Origin of the sequence: Micromonospora sp. NBC_01740 (genome assembly GCF_035920365.1) — a bacterium.
Lineage (GTDB): Bacteria > Actinomycetota > Actinomycetes > Mycobacteriales > Micromonosporaceae > Micromonospora > Micromonospora reichwaldensis.
On the sequence record NZ_CP109150.1, the window covers coordinates 6,900,405 to 6,920,871 of the forward strand.

General features: G+C 72.6%; 21 protein-coding genes. 9 read left to right on the plus strand and 12 right to left on the minus strand.

Annotated features, from left to right (window positions below):
• Positions 1–165: 165 nt before the first annotated feature.
• The 4 genes from qcrB to ctaE all read right to left on the minus strand — a co-directional run bounded on the left by qcrB (position 166) and on the right by ctaE (position 4,455).
• The gene (gene qcrB, locus OG989_RS29995; RefSeq protein WP_151454490.1) at positions 166–1,797 is read right to left on the minus strand and encodes a cytochrome bc1 complex cytochrome b subunit; all 1,632 of its coding nucleotides are present in this window, start codon (positions 1,795–1,797) and stop codon (positions 166–168) included.
• On the minus strand, positions 1,794–2,882 hold the full coding sequence (gene qcrA, locus OG989_RS30000; RefSeq protein WP_151454491.1) for a cytochrome bc1 complex Rieske iron-sulfur subunit: 1,089 nt from the start codon (positions 2,880–2,882) through the stop codon (positions 1,794–1,796). Before qcrA ends, qcrB begins: the two co-directional genes overlap by 4 nt.
• A gap of 67 nt (positions 2,883–2,949) precedes the next feature.
• Positions 2,950–3,783, minus strand: a complete 834-nt coding sequence (gene qcrC / locus OG989_RS30005) for a cytochrome bc1 complex diheme cytochrome c subunit (RefSeq protein ID WP_132236145.1) — start codon at positions 3,781–3,783, stop codon at positions 2,950–2,952.
• Between the two features lie 72 nt (positions 3,784–3,855).
• Complete coding sequence (gene ctaE, locus OG989_RS30010) at positions 3,856–4,455, minus strand: aa3-type cytochrome oxidase subunit III (protein WP_327029171.1); 600 nt, start codon at positions 4,453–4,455, stop codon at positions 3,856–3,858.
• A gap of 108 nt (positions 4,456–4,563) precedes the next feature.
• Here ctaE and OG989_RS30015 point away from each other — a divergent pair, with 108 nt between their 5' ends.
• From OG989_RS30015 to OG989_RS30030, 4 genes are all read left to right on the plus strand, one after another.
• Positions 4,564–5,508 (plus strand): cytochrome c oxidase assembly protein, encoded by a 945-nt coding sequence (locus tag OG989_RS30015; protein WP_327029172.1) that lies wholly within the window; start codon positions 4,564–4,566, stop codon positions 5,506–5,508.
• Between the two features lie 186 nt (positions 5,509–5,694).
• Complete coding sequence (locus tag OG989_RS30020) at positions 5,695–6,090, plus strand: hypothetical protein (RefSeq protein ID WP_132236139.1); 396 nt, start codon at positions 5,695–5,697, stop codon at positions 6,088–6,090.
• 86 nt (positions 6,091–6,176) lie between these two features.
• Positions 6,177–7,223, plus strand: a complete 1,047-nt coding sequence (gene trpD, locus OG989_RS30025; RefSeq protein WP_151454494.1) for an anthranilate phosphoribosyltransferase — start codon at positions 6,177–6,179, stop codon at positions 7,221–7,223.
• Positions 7,224–7,369: 146 nt separating this feature from the next.
• Positions 7,370–7,573, plus strand: a complete 204-nt coding sequence (locus tag OG989_RS30030; RefSeq protein WP_151454495.1) for a hypothetical protein — start codon at positions 7,370–7,372, stop codon at positions 7,571–7,573.
• A 153-nt stretch (positions 7,574–7,726) separates the two neighbouring features.
• Here the strand turns inward: OG989_RS30030 and OG989_RS30035 are convergent, their stop codons facing one another.
• Positions 7,727–8,155, minus strand: coding sequence for a cytochrome c oxidase subunit 4 (locus OG989_RS30035; RefSeq protein ID WP_151454496.1), 429 nt, complete (start codon positions 8,153–8,155; stop codon positions 7,727–7,729).
• 10 nt (positions 8,156–8,165) lie between these two features.
• Positions 8,166–9,137 (minus strand): aa3-type cytochrome oxidase subunit II, encoded by a 972-nt coding sequence (gene ctaC / locus OG989_RS30040; protein ID WP_132236131.1) that lies wholly within the window; start codon positions 9,135–9,137, stop codon positions 8,166–8,168.
• A gap of 189 nt (positions 9,138–9,326) precedes the next feature.
• On the opposite strand from ctaC, the gene OG989_RS30045 reads away from it, so the two are divergent.
• Together OG989_RS30045 and OG989_RS30050 are read left to right on the plus strand one after the other, a co-directional pair.
• The gene (locus tag OG989_RS30045; protein WP_327029173.1) at positions 9,327–10,478 is read left to right on the plus strand and encodes a cysteine desulfurase family protein; all 1,152 of its coding nucleotides are present in this window, start codon (positions 9,327–9,329) and stop codon (positions 10,476–10,478) included.
• The gene (locus tag OG989_RS30050; RefSeq protein ID WP_151456658.1) at positions 10,475–10,708 is read left to right on the plus strand and encodes a sulfurtransferase TusA family protein; all 234 of its coding nucleotides are present in this window, start codon (positions 10,475–10,477) and stop codon (positions 10,706–10,708) included. The genes OG989_RS30045 and OG989_RS30050 overlap by 4 nt, the downstream gene beginning before the upstream one ends.
• A gap of 120 nt (positions 10,709–10,828) precedes the next feature.
• On the opposite strand, the gene OG989_RS30055 is transcribed toward OG989_RS30050, so the two are convergent.
• The 3 genes from OG989_RS30055 to OG989_RS30065 form a co-directional block, all read right to left on the minus strand.
• Positions 10,829–11,806 (minus strand): carbohydrate kinase family protein, encoded by a 978-nt coding sequence (locus OG989_RS30055; RefSeq protein WP_151456659.1) that lies wholly within the window; start codon positions 11,804–11,806, stop codon positions 10,829–10,831.
• Between the two features lie 170 nt (positions 11,807–11,976).
• Positions 11,977–12,345: an iron-sulfur cluster insertion protein ErpA gene (erpA, locus tag OG989_RS30060; protein WP_091104634.1), complete on the minus strand. Its 369-nt coding sequence runs from the start codon at positions 12,343–12,345 to the stop codon at positions 11,977–11,979.
• Between the two features lie 163 nt (positions 12,346–12,508).
• Positions 12,509–13,648 carry a glycerate kinase family protein gene (locus tag OG989_RS30065; protein ID WP_151456664.1) on the minus strand — a complete coding sequence of 380 codons (1,140 nt, stop codon included), beginning with the start codon at positions 13,646–13,648 and terminating at the stop codon, positions 12,509–12,511.
• A 68-nt stretch (positions 13,649–13,716) separates the two neighbouring features.
• Between OG989_RS30065 and nadA the strand changes: the two genes are divergently transcribed.
• The 3 genes from nadA (at position 13,717) to OG989_RS30080 (ending at position 17,166) form a co-directional block, all read left to right on the plus strand.
• Positions 13,717–14,916 (plus strand): quinolinate synthase NadA, encoded by a 1,200-nt coding sequence (gene nadA / locus OG989_RS30070; RefSeq protein ID WP_151456660.1) that lies wholly within the window; start codon positions 13,717–13,719, stop codon positions 14,914–14,916.
• 212 nt (positions 14,917–15,128) lie between these two features.
• Entirely contained in the window at positions 15,129–16,484 is a 1,356-nt protein-coding gene (gene murA / locus OG989_RS30075; protein ID WP_151456661.1) for a UDP-N-acetylglucosamine 1-carboxyvinyltransferase, read from the plus strand.
• A gap of 73 nt (positions 16,485–16,557) precedes the next feature.
• Complete coding sequence (locus OG989_RS30080) at positions 16,558–17,166, plus strand: DUF3043 domain-containing protein (RefSeq protein ID WP_151456662.1); 609 nt, start codon at positions 16,558–16,560, stop codon at positions 17,164–17,166.
• 82 nt (positions 17,167–17,248) lie between these two features.
• Here the strand turns inward: OG989_RS30080 and OG989_RS30085 are convergent, their stop codons facing one another.
• Genes OG989_RS30085 through OG989_RS30095 form a run of 3 tightly spaced genes read right to left on the minus strand, consistent with a single transcriptional unit; the run spans position 17,249 to position 19,867 of the window.
• Entirely contained in the window at positions 17,249–18,211 is a 963-nt protein-coding gene (locus tag OG989_RS30085) for an ABC transporter ATP-binding protein (protein ID WP_327029174.1), read from the minus strand.
• Positions 18,208–19,023: an ABC transporter permease gene (locus OG989_RS30090; protein ID WP_327029175.1), complete on the minus strand. Its 816-nt coding sequence runs from the start codon at positions 19,021–19,023 to the stop codon at positions 18,208–18,210. Before OG989_RS30090 ends, OG989_RS30085 begins: the two co-directional genes overlap by 4 nt.
• A complete protein-coding gene (locus tag OG989_RS30095; protein WP_151456663.1) occupies positions 19,016–19,867 on the minus strand; it encodes an ABC transporter permease in 852 nt (283 codons plus the stop codon). Before OG989_RS30095 ends, OG989_RS30090 begins: the two co-directional genes overlap by 8 nt.
• Positions 19,868–20,467: the final 600 nt, after the last annotated feature.

Here is a 20,467-nt window from a genome sequence, read left to right on the forward strand (position 1 = left end):
TGAGACGTTGGATCGCACGGATACCCGGCTGACCGGGGTTATTCCTGCGATCCCCCGTCGGGGAGGCGACCGACCGACACGCCCGTGTCGGACCGTCGGGGGGCGGAAACGGACGTGGCGCCCGCCGGAGGACTCCGGTGGGCGCCACGTCGAGGTGTCGCAGGGTCAGCGGCGGCTCTCGCCGCTGCCGATCTCCTCCCGCTCCGGTCGGGGCTCGACCGGCGGGTGCCCCGGCGAGACCGGCGCCTCGGCCGGCTTCTCGATCGGGTAGAAGAAGCCCCGGATGGCCGGGCCGAGGGCACCGAGCCGGTTCATCTTCTTCGGCACGACCCAGCCGGCGTACGGCAGCGCGCCGTGGCCGTCGCCGTGCCCGTCGGCCGCCACGAGCGGCTGGTGCACCTCTTCGAACCGGCCGTCCGGCAGGCGCCGGATGATGCCGGTCTCGACACCGTGGGCGAGCACCTCCCGGTCGTGCTGCTGGAGACCCAGGCAGATCCGGTAGGTGACGTAGTACGCCAGCGGCGGCAGCACCAGCAGGCCGATGCGGCCGGCCCAGGTCATCGCGTTCAGGCTGATCTGGAACTTGTCGGCGATGACGTCGTTGGCGCCGGAGAGGGTCAGCACGACGAAGAACGCCAGCGCCATGGCGCCCAGGCCGGTCCGGGCCGGCACGTCCCGGGGACGCTGGAGCAGGTTGTGGCTCCTGGTGTCCTTGAGGCGCCGGGCCTCCAGGAACGGGTAGAGCGTCGACAGGCCGACCAGGATGCCCGGCAGCACGACCGTCGGCCAGAACAGCGGCGGGATCACGTACCCGTCGCCGATCGGGATGTTGATCTCCCAGTTGGGCATCAGGCGGGTCGAGCCGTCGAGGAACATGACGTACCAGTCGGGCTGGCTGGCGGCCGAGACCACCCACGCCTCGTACGGGCCGAACAGCCAGATCGGGTTGATCTGGAACAGGCCGCCCATCAGCGCGATCACGCCGAAGACGACCATGAAGAAGCCGCCCTGCTTGATCGCGTAGCGGGGGAACATCCGCTCGCCGACCACGTTGCCGTTGGTCCGGCCGGGGCCGGGCCACTGGGTGTGCTTCTGCTTGAAGACCAGGCCCAGGTGGGCGCCGATCAGCGCGAGCAGCAGGCCCGGGACGAGCAGCACGTGGGCGATGTAGAACCGGCTGATGATGATCGTGCCCGGGAACTCCCCGCCGAAGACCGACGAGGTGACCCAGGAGCCGATCACCGGGATGGAGAGCATGATCGCCGAGGCGATCCGCAGGCCGGTGCCGGAGAGGCCGTCGTCCGGCAGCGAGTAGCCGGTGAAGCCGGCGAGGAAGCCGACCCAGAACAGCAGCGAGCCGATGATCCAGTTGGTCTCACGCGGCTTGCGGAACGCGCCGGTGAAGAAGACCCGGAGCATGTGCACCACGATGGCGGCCATGAACAGCAGCGCCGACCAGTGGTGCATCTGCCGCATGATCAGGCCACCGCGGACGTCGAACGAGATGTCCAGGCTGGAGGCGTACGCGGCCGACATCGGCGTGCCCCGCAGCGGGGCGTAGCTGCCGTTGTAGACGACCTCGGTCATCGCCGGCTCGTAGAAGAAGGTCAGGAAGACGCCGGTCAGCAGCAGGACGACGAACGAGAACAGCGCGATCTCGCCGAGCAGGAACGACCAGTGGTCCGGGAAGACCTTGTTCAGCAGCCGGCGCAGCGGGGTGGCCACCTGGAAGCGGTCGTCCACCCCCCGGGCGACGTTCCCCGGGACTGCTGCCTTGTCAAACTTGCGCCGCTTCACGGCCGCTCCCAGAAGTCGGGCCCGACGGTCTCGGTGTAGTCGGACTTGGCCACGAAGTAGCCCTCGGAGTCCACCTCGATCGGCAGCTGCGGCAGCCGTCGGCTGGCCGGGCCGAAGATGGGCCGGGCGTTGTCGGTGATCAGGAACTGCGACTGGTGGCACGGGCAGAGCAGGCGGTTGGTCTGCTGCTCGTACAGGCTCGCCGGGCAACCGGCGTGCGTGCAGATCTTGGAGAACGCGGCGTAGTTGCCCCACATGTAGTCGCCGTGCTGCTCACGCTCGTTGGCCTGGCGCGACTTCTGCGCGTCGGAGTCCCGCAGGTGGATCAGCAGGGTCGGCGAGTCCGCGTGCAGGTTGCTCACGCCGTGGTCGATGCCGGGGAAGACGGTGATCTGGCCGCCCGCGCTGACGTCCGCCGGGCGGACCGGCCGGCCGTCCTCGCGGACCAGGCGGATCTTCTCGCCGCTCTCGGTCGGGGCGAAGCCCGTCCTGAACATCTGGTTGTTCTTGTGCGGCTGGGAGATCAGGCCGCCGACCAGGGGCGCCGCGGCGACCGCGCCGACCGGCGCGAGACCGGCCAGCAGCGAGATGCCGAGCAGCGGCCGGCGCTTCACGCCCAGCTCGTCGGCCATGTAGAGCATGGTCTGGCCGGTGATGATCCGGTCGTCGGAGGCGACGGCACCCTCGTGCCGGTCCTGGATCGAGACCTCCTTCGGCAGCAGCTTCTTGCCCCAGGTCAGGATGCCGAAGCCGATGCCGAGCAGGGCCACGCCGAGGGTGACGCCGAGCAGGGGCGTGTACCACTTGTCGCCGCCGCTGCCCGGGGAGTACTCCCACGGCCACCAGATGTAGATCACCAGGAACGCGGTCGCCGCCAGGCCGGTCAGCAGGAAGAACGACGCGACCGTACGGGTCAGCCGGCGCTCGGCCTTGCTGCCCGGCGCCACCTGCGGCTCGTAGTGGACGATCTCGATGTCGTCCCGGCGCGCGCCCTCGCGGACGATGTCGAACTGGCTGAGCCCGGGGGTGTTCACGTCGAGCGGCTCCCGGCCCTGCTGGGCCTGGTGCTCGGTGTGCGTGGTCATGCCGTCACCTCGCTACGGGCGGTGCCGCGCTGCGGCACCACGGCACTGAATCGGATGAGCCGCCCGGTCACGACTTGCCCGCAATCCACAGGCTCGCGAAGACGAGCGCGACGATGCCCACCAGGAAGATCGCCAGGCCCTCGGTGGACGGCCCGTACCGACCGAGGTTGAAGCCGCCCGGGTCCTGGTCGTGCTTCAGCGTCTCCTGGATGTAGGCGATGAGGTCCGCCTTCTGGTCCGGGGAGATCTGGTTGTCGCCGAAGACCGGCATGTTCTGCGGGCCGCTCAGCATGGCGGCGTAGATCTGCCGGTCGGTGGCCGGGCGCAGGCTCGGCGCGTACTTGCCGGAGGACAGGGCGCCGCCGCCGCCGCCGAAGGCGTGGCACTGCGCGCAGTTGATCCGGAACAGCTCGCCGCCGGCGGCCACGTTCCCGTCGGCGTGCAGGTTGTCACCGTCGGGCACCACCGGGCCGCCGCCGAGTTCCTGGACGTACTGCGCGAGCTGGCGGGTCTCCTCGTCGGTGAAGAGCTCAGGCTTGCGCTGGGCCTGGGCCTCCTGCCGGGCCATCGGCATGCGGCCGGAGCCGACCTGGAACTCGACCGAGGCCGCGCCGACGCCGATCAGGCTCGGCCCGCGCCCCTCGACGCCCTGCGCGTTGCGACCGTGACAGGTCACACAGCTCACGTCGAACAGCGCCTTGCCCTCCGCGGCGGCACCGGTGAGCGGGGTGTCCTGCGCCTGCACGCCGGGGGCGAAGACGGTGTAGGCGCCGCCGGCCAGCATCAGCGCGGCGAACAGCCGGACCGCGGCACCCAGCCGGCGGCGGCCCCTGCTGCGCGCCGCGGGCCGCTCGCGCAGCCGCGCGAGCAGACCGCGTCGGCGGTCGTTGTCAGAAGTCATGACCTGTGTCCTTAACCGGTTGGACCTTGTCTCAGGGGACGGAGCAGCGGCGCGGTTCGTGACGCGCCAAGATCACTGAAGCCAGTAGATCATGGCGTAGAGCCCGATCCACACGACGTCGACGAAGTGCCAGTAGTAGGACACGACGATCGCCGACGTGGCCTGCGCCGGTGTGAACCGGCCCATGGTGGTGCGGATCATGAAGATGACGAAGGCGACCAGACCGCCGGCCACGTGCAGGCCGTGGAAGCCGGTGGTCAGGTAGAACATCGACCCGTAACCGTCTTGGTTGATCTTGATGCCCGCGTGCACCAGCTCGCGGTACTCGTTGAGCTGGCCGAGGACGAAGATCAGGCCCATCACGAAGGTGATCGTGAACCAGCGCCGCAGCGCGTGGACGTCACCCTTCTCGGCGGCGAACACCCCGAGCTGGCAGGTCACCGAGGACAACACCAGGATCACCGTGAAGGTGGTCGCGTAGGGGATGTTGAGGTGCTCGGTGTGCTTCGCCCACTGCTCCGGCGCCGCCGCGCGGATGGAGAAGTACATCGCGAACAGCGCCGCGAAGAACATGAGTTCGCTGGAGAGCCACACGATCGTCCCGACGCTGACCATGTTGGGTCGGGTCAGGGAGTGGATCCGGCTCTTGTCAATGGCTGGGGCCGCAGTCACGCGGTCATTATTGCCCTTGACCGGGGCCGCCGATCAGCGGGGGGCCAAACCCGTGGCATCCACAGCCCGATCGGGGCAGTCCGGTTCGCCTGACCTAGGCTGAAAAGCGTGCTGCACGCCGATCCGATCTCCGCCGCAGCCGCCGTCGCCGCGCCGGCGGCGAGCGCGGCCACCCCGCCACCGTTCACCGTGACCTCGGTGTTCACCGAGACCAGGCTGGACAGCTGGCTCGCCGTCGGCCTGGTGCTGGCCGCCGGCGTCTACCTCTACGGGGTGCACCGGCTGCGGATCCGGGGCGACCGGTGGCCGGTAGCCAGGACGGTCTTCTTCCTCGGCCCCGGCCTCGGCGGCATCGCGGCGGTCACCGTCAGCGGCCTGCACGCGTACGACACGGCACTGCTGTCGGTGCACATGGTCCAGCACATGGTGCTCTCCATGATCTCGCCGATCTTCCTCGCGCTGGGCGCGCCGGTGACGCTGGCCCTGCGCACCCTGCCGCCGCGACCGCGCAAGCGGCTGCTGGCGGTCGTGCACAGCCGGATCGCCCGGATCTACAGCTTCCCCCTGGTGGCGTTCGCCATCTTCGTGGTGAACCCGTTCGCGCTCTACTTCACCGACCTGTACCGCTACACCCTCGAGAACGTGTGGGCGCACGAGGTCGTGCACGCGCACTTCATCATGACCGGCTGCGTGTTCTTCTGGCCGCTGCTCGGGCTCGACCCGCTGCCGGGCCGCTGGCCGTACCCGGCCCGGGCGCTGCTGATGCTGCTCTCCGTGCCGTTCCACACCGTGCTCGGACTCACCATCATGCAGAGCAGCACGCTCTTCGGCGGCGACTGGTACCCGTCGCTCGGGCTCACCTGGTCGGACCCGTGGCAGGACCAGGTGGTCGCCGGCGGCATCCTCTGGGCCGGCGGCGAGTTCGTCAGCGTGACCATGCTGGCCGTGCTGGTCGTGCAGTGGATGCGGCACGCCGAGCGGGAGGCCCGCCGCGTCGACCGCGACCTGGACCGCCAGGAGGCCCGTCAGCGCGCCGCGGAGTCCACGGCCTGAGCCGGGCCGGCCGGTACGCCCCCGGCGCCGCCGCCGGGCGGACGTCGCACACCTCACACCGACCGGTACGATCAGCGGGCGGCCACGAGGTGGGAGCCAGTCCGACCGACGAGCGCGCAGCGAACGAATCATCAAGCTCAGTGTGATGGTGCCGCACGACGGCACGGAGCGAAGCGGAGTGCCGGCATGAGCGATCGTCTTTGCACCGTCCTGCTCTACAGCGACGACCCGGAGGTCCGCGACCGGATGCGGCTCGCCGTCGGGCCGCGCCCCGCGCCCGGCCTGCGGGTCGAGTTCGTCGAGGCGTCCGACTACGCCGAGTGCGTCCGGCTCGTCGACGACTACGAGATCGACCTGCTGGTGCTCGACGGTGAGGCGAGCCCGGGCGGCGGCATCGGCATCGCCCGGCAGATCAAGGACGACCGGGCCGACGCCCCCCCGACCTGCGTGGTGATCGCCCGCGCCGCCGACCGGTGGCTCGCGGCGTACGCCGAGGTCGACGCCACCCTGGTGCACCCGCTCGACCCGGTGACCACCGGCACCACGGTGGCCGAGCTGCTGCGGACGCACGCACCCGCCTGACGTCCCCCGCTCCGGCCCGCCACGGCGCCGGGCCGACCGGTGCCGGTTCCATCCCACCCGCATCTCGCACGCTCGGGAGGCCCGCCTTGGGCGATCGGACCTGGCCGCACCTGCTCAACGCGCTGCTGCGCGGCGAGGAACTCGCCACCGCCGACACCGCCTGGGCGATGGGCGAGATCATGGCCGGCTCGGCCGCCCCGGCGCAGATGGCGGGCTTCGTCGTCGCGCTGCGCGCCAAGGGTGAGACCTCGGCCGAGCTGGCCGGTCTGGTGGAGGCGATGCTCGGCCGGGCGGTCCCGGTCGAGCTGCCCGACGAGCTGCGCGCCACCGCCCTCGACGTGGTCGGCACCGGCGGTGACCTCGCGCACACCGTCAACATCTCGACCATGGCCTCGCTGGTGGTGGCCGGCGCCGGTGTCCGGGTGGTCAAGCACGGCAACCGGGCGGCATCCTCCTCCTGCGGCACCGCCGACGTGCTGGAGTTCCTCGGCGTGCCGCTCGACCTGGGCCCCGAGGGGGTGGCCCGGTGCGTCGCGGAGGCCGGCATGGGCTTCTGCTTCGCGGCCCGGTTCCACCCCGGCATGCGGCACACCGGCCCGGTACGCCGGGAGCTGGGCGTGCCCACGGTGTTCAACTTCCTCGGCCCGCTGACCAACCCGGCGCGGCCCCGCGCCGGAGCGGTCGGCTGCTTCGACGCCCGGATGGCCCCGGTGATGGCCGGCGTCTTCGCCGCCCGGGGCGACTCCGTGCTGGTGATGCGCGGCGAGGACGGGCTGGACGAGTTCACCACCGCCGCGCCGACCCGCGTCTGGGCGGCCCAGGGCGGCGTCGTCAGGGAGTCGCTGCTGGACGCCGCCGACCTCGGCGTACCCCGGGCCACCCTGGCCGACCTGCGCGGCGGTGACGCCGCCTTCAACGCGGACGTGGTCCGCCGGCTGCTGGCCGGCGAGACCGGCCCGGTGCGCGACGCGGTCCTGGTCAACGCGGCGGCGGCGCTGGCCACGCAGGGCCCGCTCGACGGCGACCTCACCGCGGCCCTGCGGGCCGGGATCGACCGGGCCGCCGAGTCCGTCGACTCCGGGGCCGCCGCCCGCGTCCTCGACCGCTGGATCGAGGTCGCGCGCGCCCTCTGAGCCCCGGGCCTCGCCGAAGGTTGTCGGACCCCCGTGGGAAACTACAGCTGAGTAGTTCCCACATTCGTCCTGCGCCGTCGAGCGCGGCGATCCCCGTCGGGCGTGTGCGACGCGCCCCCGCGGGACCGGAGCGAGAGGAGACGCCCGTGTCGGAGCGCGAGCTCTACTGCGACACCTGTGAGGGCGTCGAGCCGTTCGAGGCGCCGCCGTGCGCCGACGGCCACGGCGCCGACTGCCCCGAACTGGTCTGCACGGGCTGCGGCGCGGCCGTGCTCGTCACCACCTTCACGTTCCGCCTGGCGCGTCCGAGCGGCCGGCACCGCCCGGCGAGCCGCCGCCGCGCCGCCTGAAACCGCCGCCACCGCTGAGCGGGCGTCGGGCCCCCGCGGTGTCCGCTCAGCGCCGCTGCCGACCACGTCCCGCGCCCGCGCCACCCGTTCCACGCCGAAGGCCCGCCTCCCCGGGGAGGCGGGCCTTCGGGACGTTCGCGGGTGACCGACCGATCAGTGCTCGGCGGTGCGCCGGGTGCCGCTGTAGTACTCGAACAGCAGGCCGCAGACGGAGAACGTGACCGCCAGCATGCCGAGGCCGAGCAGCCAGAACTGCCAGAACGCGAGGCCGAAGCCGGCCATCCCGACGGCGATCGCCAGGCCGAACGGCCAGTAGCTGCCCGGGCTGAAGAAGCCGATCTCGCCCGCGCCGTCGGCGATCTCGCCGTCCGGCCGGTCCTCCGGCCGAAGGTCGATCCGGCGGGAGACGAACCAGAAGAAGCCGCCGCACATCGTGCAGAGCAGGAAGCTCAGCAGCAGGGCGACCGTGCCGACCCACTCGACCTGGCCGCCGGAGTCGGCGGCGGTCCACCCGCCGTAGAGGGCGGTGGCGAAGAGCAGGAACCCGGCGATGACCAGGAAGATGCGCCACTCGGTCTTCATGCCCGATCCCTCAGCTTCCCGCGCCGGCCGGCGCGTCGTCCGGGTTGAAGTTGGCCTCGGTGCGACGGGTCTCGAAGGGCTTCGTGGTCTTCGCGTACGGGTCCTCGCCGATGGCCGTCAGCGCCTCCTGCGTGGACCTGCCGTCCCGCTTGGCCGCCAGGAACTGCTCGTACTTCTCCGGGGAGACGACCCGCAGCTCGAAGTTCATGAAGGCGTGGTAGCTGCCGCAGAGCTCCGCGCAGCGGCCGACGTAGGCGCCCTCGGACTCCAGCTTCGAGACCTCGAAGACGTTGCGGATCTTGCCCGGCATGACGTCGCGCTTGAACAGCAGCTCCGGCACCCAGAACGAGTGGATGACGTCGCGGCTGGTCTCCTCGAACCGGATGGACCGGTCGGTCGGCAGCACCAGGATCGGGATGACCTCGCTGGTGCCGAGCACGGAGGCGACCGTGTTGGCGTCCTGGCCCTGACCGTCGCGGTAGTTGAACTGCCAGTTCCACTTGAACGCGACCACCTCGACCGTGACGTCGGGGTTCTTGGTCGTCCGCACCACGTCGGTCTGCACGACCGCCGTGTAGTAGAACAGCACGGAGACGATCAGGATCGGCGCGATGGTGTAGAGGAACTCCATCGGCATGTTGTAACGGGTCTGCACCGGCAGCTCGTTGCCCCGCTTGCGGTAGCGCACGACGCACCAGAAGATCAGGCCCCACACGAAGACGCCGACCGCGAGCGCCGCGATGCACGAGGCGATCCACAGGTCGTACATCCGGTGCGACTCGGGCGTGATGCCGCCCTGCGGCCAGCCGAAGCCGCCGAACGCCGCGCCGACGTCGCAGCCCGTGAGCAGGACCAGCAGCGCCGCTCCGCCGAGACCGAGCCCGGCGATCCGACCGGCACCACGTCCCCGGCGCCCACCGGCTCCTGGGGAAGCGCTGTGCCGTACGGCCGACGGCCGTACCTCCGAACTCCTTGCGACCACCTGGTCCTGCCTCCCTAGCGCGCCGCGGTGTCTTGTCCCTGCCCTCCGCCTGCGGAGCGACAGCACCAGCGGCAAAGGCGTCACCGACGGTCGCAGATTACTCGACCATGACGGGCTGGACCGTGTTGGGGTCGCTGTCGGCCCCCATCGGGGGGATCTTGGGCATACCGGCGCGATACGTTGGCTCGCGTGAGCGCATCCCCGGTCTACCTGGACGCGGCCACCGCCGCGCCGCTGCATCCGGTCGCCCGACAGGCGCTGTTGGCCGCCCTCGACGACGGCTGGGCCGACCCCGGCCGGCTCTACACGCAGGCCCGCCGCGCCCGTCAACTCCTCGACGCCGCCCGCGAGGCCTGCGCGCAGACGCTCGGCGTCCGCGCCGACGAGCTGTCCTTCACCCCCAGCGGTACGACGGCCGCGCACTCCGCCGTGCTGGGGGGCCTGACCGGCCGGCGTCGGGTGGGCGCCGGCCTGGTGCACTCCGCGATCGAGCACTCGGCGGTGCTGCACGCCGCCGAGAAGCACGTCGCGGCGGGCGGCACGGCCACGTCCGTACCGGTGGACCGGCTCGGCCGGCTCGACCTGGACCGCTGGGCGGCGGCGGTCCGGGCGCCGGGGGTGGCGCTGGCCGCGCTGATCGCCGCCAGCCACGAGGTCGGCACGCTCCAGCCGGTGGCCGGGGCCGCGCGGGAGTGCGCCGAGGCCGGGGTGCCGCTATGCGTGGACGCCGCCCAGGTGGTGGGCCGGGCCCCGGTGCCGGCGGGCTGGTCGGTGCTGACCGCCAGCGCGCACAAGTGGGGCGGGCCGCCCGGGGTGGGGTTGCTGGTCGTGCGCAAGGGCACCCGCTGGGAGTCGCCCTGGCCGGCCGACGAGCGGGAGGCCGGGCGTACGCCGGGCACGCTCAACCTGCCGGCGGTGGTGGCGGCGGCGGCGAGCCTGCGCGCGGCGGCGGCCGACGCGGCGGCCGAGGCGGCCCGGCTGGCGCCGCTGGTGGCCCGGATCCGGGACCGGGTGGCGGCCGAGGTGCCCGACGTGGAGGTGGTGGGTGACCCCGACCACCGCCTGCCGCACCTGGTGACCTTCTCCTGCCTCTACGTCGACGGCGAGGCCCTGCTGCACGCGCTCGACCGGCGCGGGTTCGCCGTCTCCTCGGGCTCCTCGTGCACGTCGTCGACGCTGCGGCCGTCGCACGTGCTGGAGGCGATGGGGGTGCTCTCGCACGGCAACGTCCGGGTCTCGCTGCACCGGGAGACGACGGAGGCCGACGTCGAGAGGTTCCTCACCGAACTGCCCGGCGTCGTGGCGCGACTGCGCGCCGAGGCCGGGGTGGTGGGGCTGTGACGGCGCCGGCGGAGATCCTCGACTGCCGCGGTCAGCGCTGCCCGCTGCCGGTGATCGCGGCGGCCCGGCGGCTGCCCGAGCTGCCCGTCGGCACGGTGGTGCGGGTGCTCGCCGACGATCCGGCCGCGGCGGTGGACATCCCGGCCTGGTGCCGGATGCGCGGCCACGAGTTCCTCGGCACGGTCACCGGCCCGGACGGCCCCGCCTTCGACGTCCGCCGCCGCCACTGACCCGGGTGGCGCGGGGGCCCGACCCGCACCACGCCGCCGTTCCCGCCGATGCCGGCGGCCGCCGGGGGTGTTCCTCACCACCCCCGGCGGCCCGGCGACGCAACCAGCGCCGGTGTCACGTCACGGCACGAGGTGCGGGCGGACGTCCTCGGCGGCGACGTCGCCGTACGACTCGGCCAGGCGCTTGACGAACAGGTCGCGGCGGACCTCGTACTCCTGGGTGCCGACGGTCTCCAGCACCAGCGTGGCGAGCAGGGAGCCGACCTGGGCAGCCCGCTCCAGCCCGAGCCCCCACGAGAGGGCGGTGAAGAAGCCGGCCCGGAAGCCGTCGCCGACGCCGGTCGGGTCGACCGCCTGGGTCTCCCGCGCGATCGGCACGTGGATCGGGTCGAAGTCCCGCCCGGCGATCTCCACCCCGTCCTTGCCCAGCGTCGTGACCCGCACCTTGACCCGGTCGAGCAGCTGCGCGTCGGTCAGCCCGGCCTTGCTCTGCAGCAGCGACTTCTCGTAGTCGTTGGTCATCAGGTACTCGGCGCCCTCGATCAGCCCGACGACGTCCTCGCCGTCCATGCGGGCGAGCTGCTGGGACGGGTCGGCGGCGAACCGGTAGCCGCGCTCCCGGCACTCGGCGGAGTGCCGCAGCATCGCCTCCGGGTCGTTCGCGCCGACCAGGACCAGGTCCAGCCCGTCGAGGCGGCGGGCCACCGGCGCCAGCTCGATGTTGCGCGCCTCGCTCATCGCCCCGGCGTAGAACGAGGCGATCTGGCACATGTCGGTGTCCGTGGTGCAGACGAACCGGGCGGTGTGCGCCACCTCGCTGATGTGCACCGAGTCGCAGTCGACGCCGTGCCGCTCCAGCCAGGAGCGGTAGTCGGCGAAGTCCGCGCCGACCGCGCCGACCAGGACCGGGCGCAGGCCGAGCTGCCCCATGCCGAAGGCGATGTTGGCCGCCACCCCACCACGCCGCAGCACCAGGTCGTCCACCAGGAAGGAGAGCGAGACCTTGTGCAACTGGTCGGCGATGAACTGGTCGGCGAAGCGACCGGGGAAGCTCATCAGATGGTCGGTGGCGATCGAGCCGGTCACGGCGATCTTCATGTCAACCCTCGGGGTCGGGAGCAGGGCGCCGGTCAGCCTACCGGCCCGGCCCCCTCAGGATGACCGGTCGGTCGGCCCCGGGTCATCTTCCCGACGGCTCGTTTCCGACCGGAAGACGACGGCGGGGCCGCCCCGGAGGACGGCCCCGCCGTGGTCAGCGGAGGTCTGGCTCAGCTGAACGAGTCACCGCAGGCGCAGGAGTTGCCCGCGTTGGGGTTGTCGATGGTGAAGCCCTGGGCGTCGATCCGGTCGGCGAAGTCGATGGTGGCGCCGGCCAGGTAGGGGGCGCTCATCCGGTCGACGACGACCTCGACACCGTCGAAGTCGGTGACGACGTCACCGTCGAGCGACCGCTCGTCGAAGAAGAGCTGGTACCGCAGGCCGGAGCAGCCACCCGGCTGCACGGCGACCCGGAGCCGCAGGTCGTCGCGGCCCTCCTGCTCGATCAGGGCCTTGACCTTCTGCGCCGCGACGTCGGTGAGGACGACGGACGTGGGGGCCTTGGCCTCGGTCGACTCGGTCTGCGCTGGCGTGGTCACGTGAAATCTCCCTGCGCGGTTGGGTCCGGACGCACTGGCCAACATCTCCTGTCGCCCAGCCATTCCCGGTGTGGTCCAGATCCGATGGTACGCCGCCACGGCCGGCCCCACCCGTCCGGCGTGACCAGGGCCGCCGCCCGGAGCGCCTCCGCACCGGCCGTGGTCAGCGGCTCCACTGCCGGGCGAGCCGGGTGCCGAGCGCCCGCAGCCCCTCGGCCGGGCGCTCCATCGCGGCGGCCAGCCCGCCGCGTTCCTCGCCCCCGAAGTGCTCCACCAGGCTGTACGCGTCGGTCACCCCGGCCGCCCCGGCCTCCCGCCGCCCGGTGCTCACCCGGCCCGCGACCACCACGCAGGGCACGCCCCGGTCCCGGGCGGCGCCGGCCACCCCGGCCACCACCTTGCCGCGCAGCGACTGGTGGTCGAACGAGCCCTCCCCGGTGATCACCAGGTCGACCTCGTCGAGGGTGACGTCCAGCCCGATCGCCCGGGTGACCAGGCCGATGCCCGACTCGCAGTGCCCGCCCAGCGCCAGGACGGCCGCGCCCAGCCCGCCGGCCGCGCCGCCGCCGGGCAGCGCGCCCAGCCGTTCGGGGCAGCCGGGCAGGTCCCGCTCCAGCACGGCGGCGAAACGCTCCAGCGCGGCGTCGAGCAGCAGCACGTCGGCCCGGTCGGCGCCCTTCTGGGGGCCGAACACGTTGCTGGCCCCGTGCAGCCCGAGCAGCGGGTTGTCCACGTCGGTGGCGGCCACCAGGCGGGCGTCGCGCAGCCGGGGCGCGCCGTCGAGGGCGTCCGCCGCGCCGAGCGCGCCCCCGCCGTACGGCAGTGCCTGGCCGGTGGCGTCCAGCGGGGTCACGCCGAGCGCGGTGAGCATGCCCGCGCCGCCGTCGTTGGTGCCGGAGCCGCCCAGCCCGATCACGACCGTCCGGGCCCCGGCCTCCAGGGCGGCGGCCACCAGCACCCCCAGCCCGTACGAGGAGGTGGTCTTCGGGTCCCGCTCGGCCGCGTCGAGCAGGTGCAGCCCGCACGCCTGGGCGCTCTCCAGCCAGGCGGTCGCACCGCCGTCGGTGAGCAGGATCTCACCGGTCGTCGGGCGGCCCAGCGGGTCGACGGTCGGCACCGGAATCCGGCGTCCGCCGAGGGCGTCGGAGAGCACGTCGATGAAGCCCGGCCCACCGTCCGACAGGGGCCGCACGAGCAGGTCGTCGCCGGGGGCGACCTCCCGCCAGCCGGTGGCCACGGCATCGGCGACCTGCGGGGCCGGCAGGGTGCCGGCGAACTTGTCCGGACAGAGCAGCACGCGCATGTCGAGCAGTGTGGCAGCACACACCGCTGGAGGCTGCGCCGAGGCCGCACTGTGGGACCATGGGGCACGTGACTTCGACCTGGGTGGAACCCTCCAACACCGCGACGGCACTGCTGCTGCTCGGCCGGGGCAGCGACCCCGCCACGGAGCGCGGCGTCGAGTGTCCGGGTGACCTGCCGGCGCCCAGCGACCCGGACCTGGTGGCCCGGGCGACGGCGGCGAAGGCGGCGCTGGGCAGCAAGGTCTTCGTGCTGGGGCACCACTACCAGCGCGACGAGGTGATCCAGTTCGCCGACGTGACCGGTGACTCGTTCAAGCTGGCCCGCGAGGCGGCGGCCCGGCCCGACGCGGAGTACATCGTCTTCTGCGGCGTGCACTTCATGGCCGAGAGCGCCGACATCCTCACCTCGGACGCGCAGAAGGTCATCCTGCCCGACCTGGCCGCCGGCTGCTCGATGGCGGACATGGCGGTGCTGTCGCAGGTCGAGACCGCCTGGGACGTGCTCACCGAACTGGGCATCGCGGCGGAGACCGTCCCGGTGACGTACATGAACTCCTCGGCGGACATCAAGGGCTTCGTCGGCCGCAACGGCGGCGTGGTCTGCACCTCGTCGAACGCGAAGCGGGCGCTGGAGTGGGCGTACGAGCAGGGGTCGAAGGTCTTCTTCTTCCCCGACCAGCACCTGGGTCGCAACACGGCGGTGCTGGAGATGGGCTTCTCGCTGGACGACTGCGTCCTCTACGACCCGCACAAGCCCAACGGCGGGCTCACCCCGCAGCAGCTGCGTGACGCGCGGATGATCCTGTGGCGCGGGCACTGCTCGGTGCACGGCCGCTTCACGCTGGACAGCGTCGACGACGTGCGGGAGCGGGTGCCGGGGGTGAACGTGCTGGTCCACCCGGAGTGCCGGCACGAGGTGGTCACCGCCGCCGACTTCGTCGGTTCGACGGAATACATCATCAAGGCCATCGAGGCGGCCCCGGCCGGCTCGGCCTGGGCGGTCGGCACCGAGCTGAACCTGGTCCGCCGGCTCGCGCTGGCCCACCCGGACAAGCAGGTCATGTTCCTGGACAAGGCCGTCTGCTACTGCTCGACCATGAACCGGATCGACCTGCCCCACCTGGTCTGGGCGCTGGAGGAGCTGGTGGCCGGCCGGCTGGTCAACCAGATCACCGTCGACCCGGACACCGCGCACCACGCCCGGGTGGCGCTGGAGAAGATGCTGGCCCTGCCCGGGGCCGACACCCCGCCGCCCGCAGCGGGCTGATCACCCTCCGTAGCCGTATTGGCACGGAAAAGGGTCCGATCACCGATAAGTACCCTCAGGGACGATGTGACCGGGTCCATGATCGTCACCGAGGGCTATGCTGCCGGTGCGACGACTCACGCGGGCCGTTTCGACATGGCCGCATTCCGGGTAGCGATGACAATCGTGTGCCCCACCATCAACACGGCAGCACCGACGCGCTGGAGGTTGCGTTGACCGACGACGTCCTGGTCGTACACGGAGGTACCCCGCTCGAAGGGCGGATCCGCGTGCGCGGCGCGAAGAACCTGGTCTCGAAGGCAATGGTCGCCGCCCTGCTGGGTGACAGCCCGAGCCGGCTGTACGACGTACCGAAGATCCGCGACGTCGAGGTGGTCCGGGGCCTGCTCGGCCTGCACGGGGTCAAGGTCACCGACGGCGGGGAGGACGGCGAGCTCGTCTTCGACCCGGCGAACGTGGAGAGCGCCAGCACGGACCAGATCAACGTGCACGCGGGCTCCAGCCGGATCCCGATCCTCTTCTGCGGGCCGCTGCTGCACCGCCTCGGCCACGCCTTCATCCCCGACCTGGGGGGCTGCCACATCGGGCCGCGCCCGATCGACTTCCACCTCCAGGCGCTGCGGGAGTTCGGTGCGACGGTCGAGAAGACCCCGGAAGGGCTGCACCTGTCGGCGCCGAACGGGCTGCACGGCACCAAGTTCGCCCTGCCGTACCCGAGCGTCGGCGCGACCGAGCAGGTGCTGCTGACGGCCGTGATGGCCGAGGGCGTCACCGAGCTGCGCAACGCCGCGGTGGAGCCGGAGATCATCGACCTGATCTGCATCCTGCAGAAGATGGGCGCGATCATCAAGGTGCACACCGACCGGGTCATCGAGATCCAGGGTGTGCCGAAGCTGCACGGCTACACGCACCGGCCGATCCCGGACCGGATCGAGGCGGCGAGCTGGGCGGCGGCGGCCCTGGCCACCCGCGGCCACGTCGAGGTGCTCGGCGCGCAGCAGGCCGACATGATGACCTTCCTGAACATCTTCCGCTCCGTCGGCGGCGAGTACGAGGTCACCGACGCCCGGCCGCCGAAGCTGGGCGACCCGGGCCAGGAGGGCGGGATCCGGTTCTGGCACCCGGGCGGCGAACTGCACGCCGTGGCGCTGGAGACCGACGTGCACCCGGGCTTCATGACCGACTGGCAGCAGCCGCTGGTGGTGGCGCTCACCCAGGCCCGGGGCCTGTCCATCGTCCACGAGACGGTCTACGAGCAGCGGCTGGGCTACACCGAGGCGCTCAACTCGATGGGCGCCAACATCCAGGTCTACCGGGACTGCCTGGGCGGCACGCCGTGCCGCTTCGGCCGGCGCAACTTCAAGCACTCGGCCGTGATCGCGGGGCCGAGCAAGCTGCACGCCGCCGACCTGGTCATCCCCGACCTGCGGGCCGGTTTCAGCCACCTGATCGCCGCGCTGGCCGCCGAGGGCACCTCCCGGGTCTACGGCGTGGACCTGATCAACCGGGGCTACGAGGACTTCGAGGCGAAGCTGGCCGACCTGGGCGCGCACGTCGAGCGCCCGTAACGTCGACCACTCCCGTACGCGCCCGGTGCACCGCGATGTGCACCGGGCGCCGTCGTTTGGCTACCCTTTCCGCGTGCCCTCGCTGTTTCGCCGCAAGTCCTCCGACCTCGTCGACGAGGCCGTCACCCCGGTGACCCCCGACGAGGAGTCCACGCTTGCCCAGCCCCGGGGCTACACCCCGAGCAAGAAGGAGCTGGGCAAGGCCACCCCGAAGCGGCCCACCGCCGGCCGTCGGCCGGCCGCGGCCACCAAGCCGTTGACCAAGGAGGAGCAGCGGGAGCGCAAGCGCCAGCTGCGCGCCGAGGCGGCGGAGGAGTTCCGTCGTGAGGGCGGTCCCCGCGACCGCGGCCCGGAGCGGCTGCTGGCCCGCAACGTGGTCGACTCCCGGCGTACGGTCGGCACCTGGTTCTTCGGTGGGGCGCTGATCGTGCTGATCGGCTCGAACGCCGCGATGCCGCCGGTCGTCCGCCTGGTCTCCAACATCCTCTGGGGCGCGCTCGCCCTGGGTGTGGTGGTCGACTCGCTCCTGATCTCGCGCAAGATCCGCAAGCTGGTCGGGGAGCGTTTCCCGAACACCGGGCAGCGGATGGGCTCGCTCTACCTCTACGCCATCATGCGGTCGATCACGTTCCGCCGGATGCGCGCCCCCGCGCCCCGGGTAAACATCGGCGACCCGGTCTGAGCCTGCCGCACCGACGGCCCCTACCGCAGCGCGGTACGGGGCCGTCGCCGTCACGGCCTCGGCGGCTGGCCTCGCGGCGGCGTCAGCGGCTCCGGTAGAGCCGGGCCACCACGTCCTCGATGTCCGGCTCGACGATCGAGACGTCCCGCAGCGCGCCCAGCCCGGCCAGGGCCGCCACCACCTCGGCCACCCCCGCCGACTCCAACGCGAAGACCAGCCGGTGCCCGTCGGCCTCCTGCCGTTGCAGCGGCGCGCCGGGCAGCACCGGCGGCTCGGCCAGCGGTGCGTCCAGGTCGGCGACGAGCAGCCGGCGCGACCCGTACCGCTCGTGCAGCGCGGCGATCGACCCGTCGTGCACCACCCGCCCGTGGTCGACCACCACCAGGCGCCGGCAGAGCCGCTCGATGTCGGCCAGGTCGTGCGTGGTGAGCACCAGCGTCGTGTCCCCGGCCCGGCCCAGCTCGCCGAGGAAGCCGCGGACCGCCTGCTTGCTGACCACGTCGAGGCCGATGGTGGGCTCGTCGAGGAAGAGCACCTCCGGGCCGTGCAGCAGCGCGGCGGTCAGCTCGCCGCGCATGCGCTGCCCGAGGGAGAGCTGCCTTACCGGGGTGTCCAGAAACGGATCCAGGTCGAGCAGGCTCCGGCAGCGGCGCAGCCGGGCGGCGTGCGCGGCGGCCGGCACCCGGTAGACGTGCCGCAGCAGCGCGAACGAGTCGCCCAGCGGCAGGTCCCACCAGAGCTGCGAGCGCTGGCCGAAGACCACGCCGACGCGCAGCGCGAGCCGGGTCCGCTCGGCCACCGGGCGCAGGCCGCACACGCGTACCTCGCCGGCGGAAGGCGTCAGCACGCCCGTGAACATCTTGAGCGTCGTCGACTTGCCGGCGCCGTTGGGCCCGATGTAGCCGAGCATCTCGCCCCGGGCCACCCGCAGGTCGATCCCGTCCACGGCGGTGACCCGCCGCTTCTCCCGCCGCAGCCGGCCGGTGCGCACCCGGACGGTGAACTCCTTGCGCAGCCCGTCGGCCACGATCACGTCGTCGCTCACGACCCCGTACTCCGGTAGTGGCGGACCCCGGTGCGCCAGGCCGCCGCCGCCCCGGCGGCCGCGACCAGCGCGACGGCCGGCGCGGTGAAGCCCACCCACGCCGGCAGGCCGAGCGGGTCGGCGCGGCCGAGCAGCGCCAGCGCCGGGTGGTAGCTGACGAAGGCGAAGCCCAGGCCGTACGCGAACACCGCGCGGAACCAGCCCTCGAAGACGGTGACCGGGTACGAGGCGAAGTCCCGCCCGCCGTAGGTGACCGAGTTGGCCAGCTCACCCGAGTCGACCCACCAGAACGAGACGGTGGCGGTGGCCACGAAGACCGACCCGAAGAAGACCACCCCGGCCAGCGGGGCGAGGACCACCAGCAGCGCCCGCGCCGGGGTCCACTCGACGCCGGCGGAGCCGACCGCGACGACCAGCACGGCGATCCCGAAGACCGCCCGGGACACCTTGCGCAGCGGCAGGTCCATCAGCAGCAGCTGGGGCAGGGCGCCGAGCGGGCGGACCAGCACGGCGTCGAAGAGCCCGGTGCGCACGTACCGGGGCAGCCGCTCGATGTTGCCCACCAGCAGGTCGGCGACGGCGAACGCGCACGTCGAGAGGCCGACGACCACCAGCGTCTCGCGCAGCGTGAAGCCGCCCAGCTCCCGGGTGACCCCGAAGATCACCAGCACGGTCAGCACGTCGAAGACGGTGGACCCGACGTTGCCGACCACGTCGATGACGAACGAGGTCCGGTACGCCGTCTGCGCGCGTGCCTGCGCGCCGAGCAGCGCCCGGTACGCGGCCAGCGCCCCGCCCGACGCCTCAGCCACCCTGCACCACCAGGCGGCGTTCCGCGCGCCGCTGCACCAGCCGGCAGGCGGCCAGGATCAGCACCGCCCAGGCGAGCTGGAGGCCGACCAGCCCGACCTGCGTGCCGGTCGGATCCCGCTCGACCAGCACGTCGAGTGGGGTCTGGAGCAGGCTCGGGAAGGGGGTGCCCAGCCACAGCACGAGCTGGAGCCACTCCGGCAGGAAGCGCAGCGGGAAGTAGAGCCCGGCGAGCACGCCCGACGCGAGGGTCCAGAGGATCACCGGCCCCCGGACGTCCTGCAACCAGTACGCGGTCGCGTTGACCAGGAACCGGCAGCCGAAGCAGAGGACCACGGCGACAACGGCGGAGAACGCGAAGATCGGCAGGGTGGCCCAGCGGCGGGGCACGTGGACCTCGAAGAAGAGCGGCCCGACCAGCACCGGCGGCAGGAACCGGACCAGGGCGGCGTGGCCGGCGCGACCCAGGTCGGCGGCGAGATGGCTGGTCACGGGGTGCACCGGCCGCAGCAGGTCGCTGGCGACGTCGCCGGTGCGGATCCGGTCGGCCAGCTCGGTCCAGCCCCAGAGGAGGACGACCGCCAGCAGGCCCTGGCCCACCCAGACGAAGGTGGCGAGCTGCCCCCGGTCGTACCCGGCCACCGTGCCGGCCGCGCCGACCGCCGCGAGCAGGACGTAGCACCGCAGGAAGCCGAAGACCGTGTTGGTCACGACGCCCGCCACCGATGCCTGCCGGTACGTGGCGTAACGTCGGAAGCCTGATCCGGTTATAGCCTTAAATGTCCGGAACCATAGGATAACGTTTGGGGTGGTGGGCGGTGCCACAGTGGCGGTGAGCGAGCCCACGCCGCTACCCTCCTTCCGCAGCCACGCCGTACCGGAGGGGCGACTCTACCGGCACGTGGAGCGCCCAGCGCGACAATTTCCAACGAGGTGACATCGCCGTGAGCGAGCGGACGCGGGCCGGCCACCGGGGCGCCGCCGTGAGCGGACGGACGCCAGCCGGGCACCCGGGCGCGCCCGCTCCCCGGCGGCTGGCACCGGGCGTTCCGCCTACCCTCCGTGGCGACGGGGCAACCGGATGAGCCGCTACTACGACCACTGGCACGACTCCGCCGAACCGGCCTGGATGATCGAGCCCACCACCGAGTGGCATCCGCAGTTCCCCGGCCAGCGCTACGCGGGCGACATCGGCGTCGAACACGCGCCGGCCGCGCCTCGGGGCCGCTCCGCCGTGGGCCGGGCCGAGGTGCCCCCGCTCGCACCCACCCGGCCGGACGGGACCTACATCGGCCGGTCGTGGGACGACCTGCCCGACGGGCGGCCCGGTCGGCAGGACGCGTGGCACGGCCAACCGGACGGCCCCGACGCGCGTCGGTACGGCGACGAGTCGTACCGACGCCCGCCCGCCGAGCCGCGCCGGCCGGACGACCGGCAGTGGCCGCC

Bases quoted from the DNA above. Each gene is read 5' to 3' on its own strand.
- qcrA (WP_151454491.1), bottom strand. From the start codon at position 2,882: ATGACCACGCACACCGAGCACCAGGCCCAGCAGGGCCGGGAGCCGCTC.
- qcrC (WP_132236145.1), bottom strand. From the start codon at position 3,783: ATGACTTCTGACAACGACCGCCGACGCGGTCTGCTCGCGCGGCTGCGC.
- OG989_RS30020 (WP_132236139.1), top strand. From the start codon at position 5,695: ATGAGCGATCGTCTTTGCACCGTCCTGCTCTACAGCGACGACCCGGAG.
- OG989_RS30035 (WP_151454496.1), bottom strand. From the start codon at position 8,155: ATGAAGACCGAGTGGCGCATCTTCCTGGTCATCGCCGGGTTCCTGCTC.
- OG989_RS30055 (WP_151456659.1), bottom strand. From the start codon at position 11,806: ATGAAGATCGCCGTGACCGGCTCGATCGCCACCGACCATCTGATGAGC.
- OG989_RS30065 (WP_151456664.1), bottom strand. From the start codon at position 13,648: ATGCGCGTGCTGCTCTGTCCGGACAAGTTCGCCGGCACCCTGCCGGCC.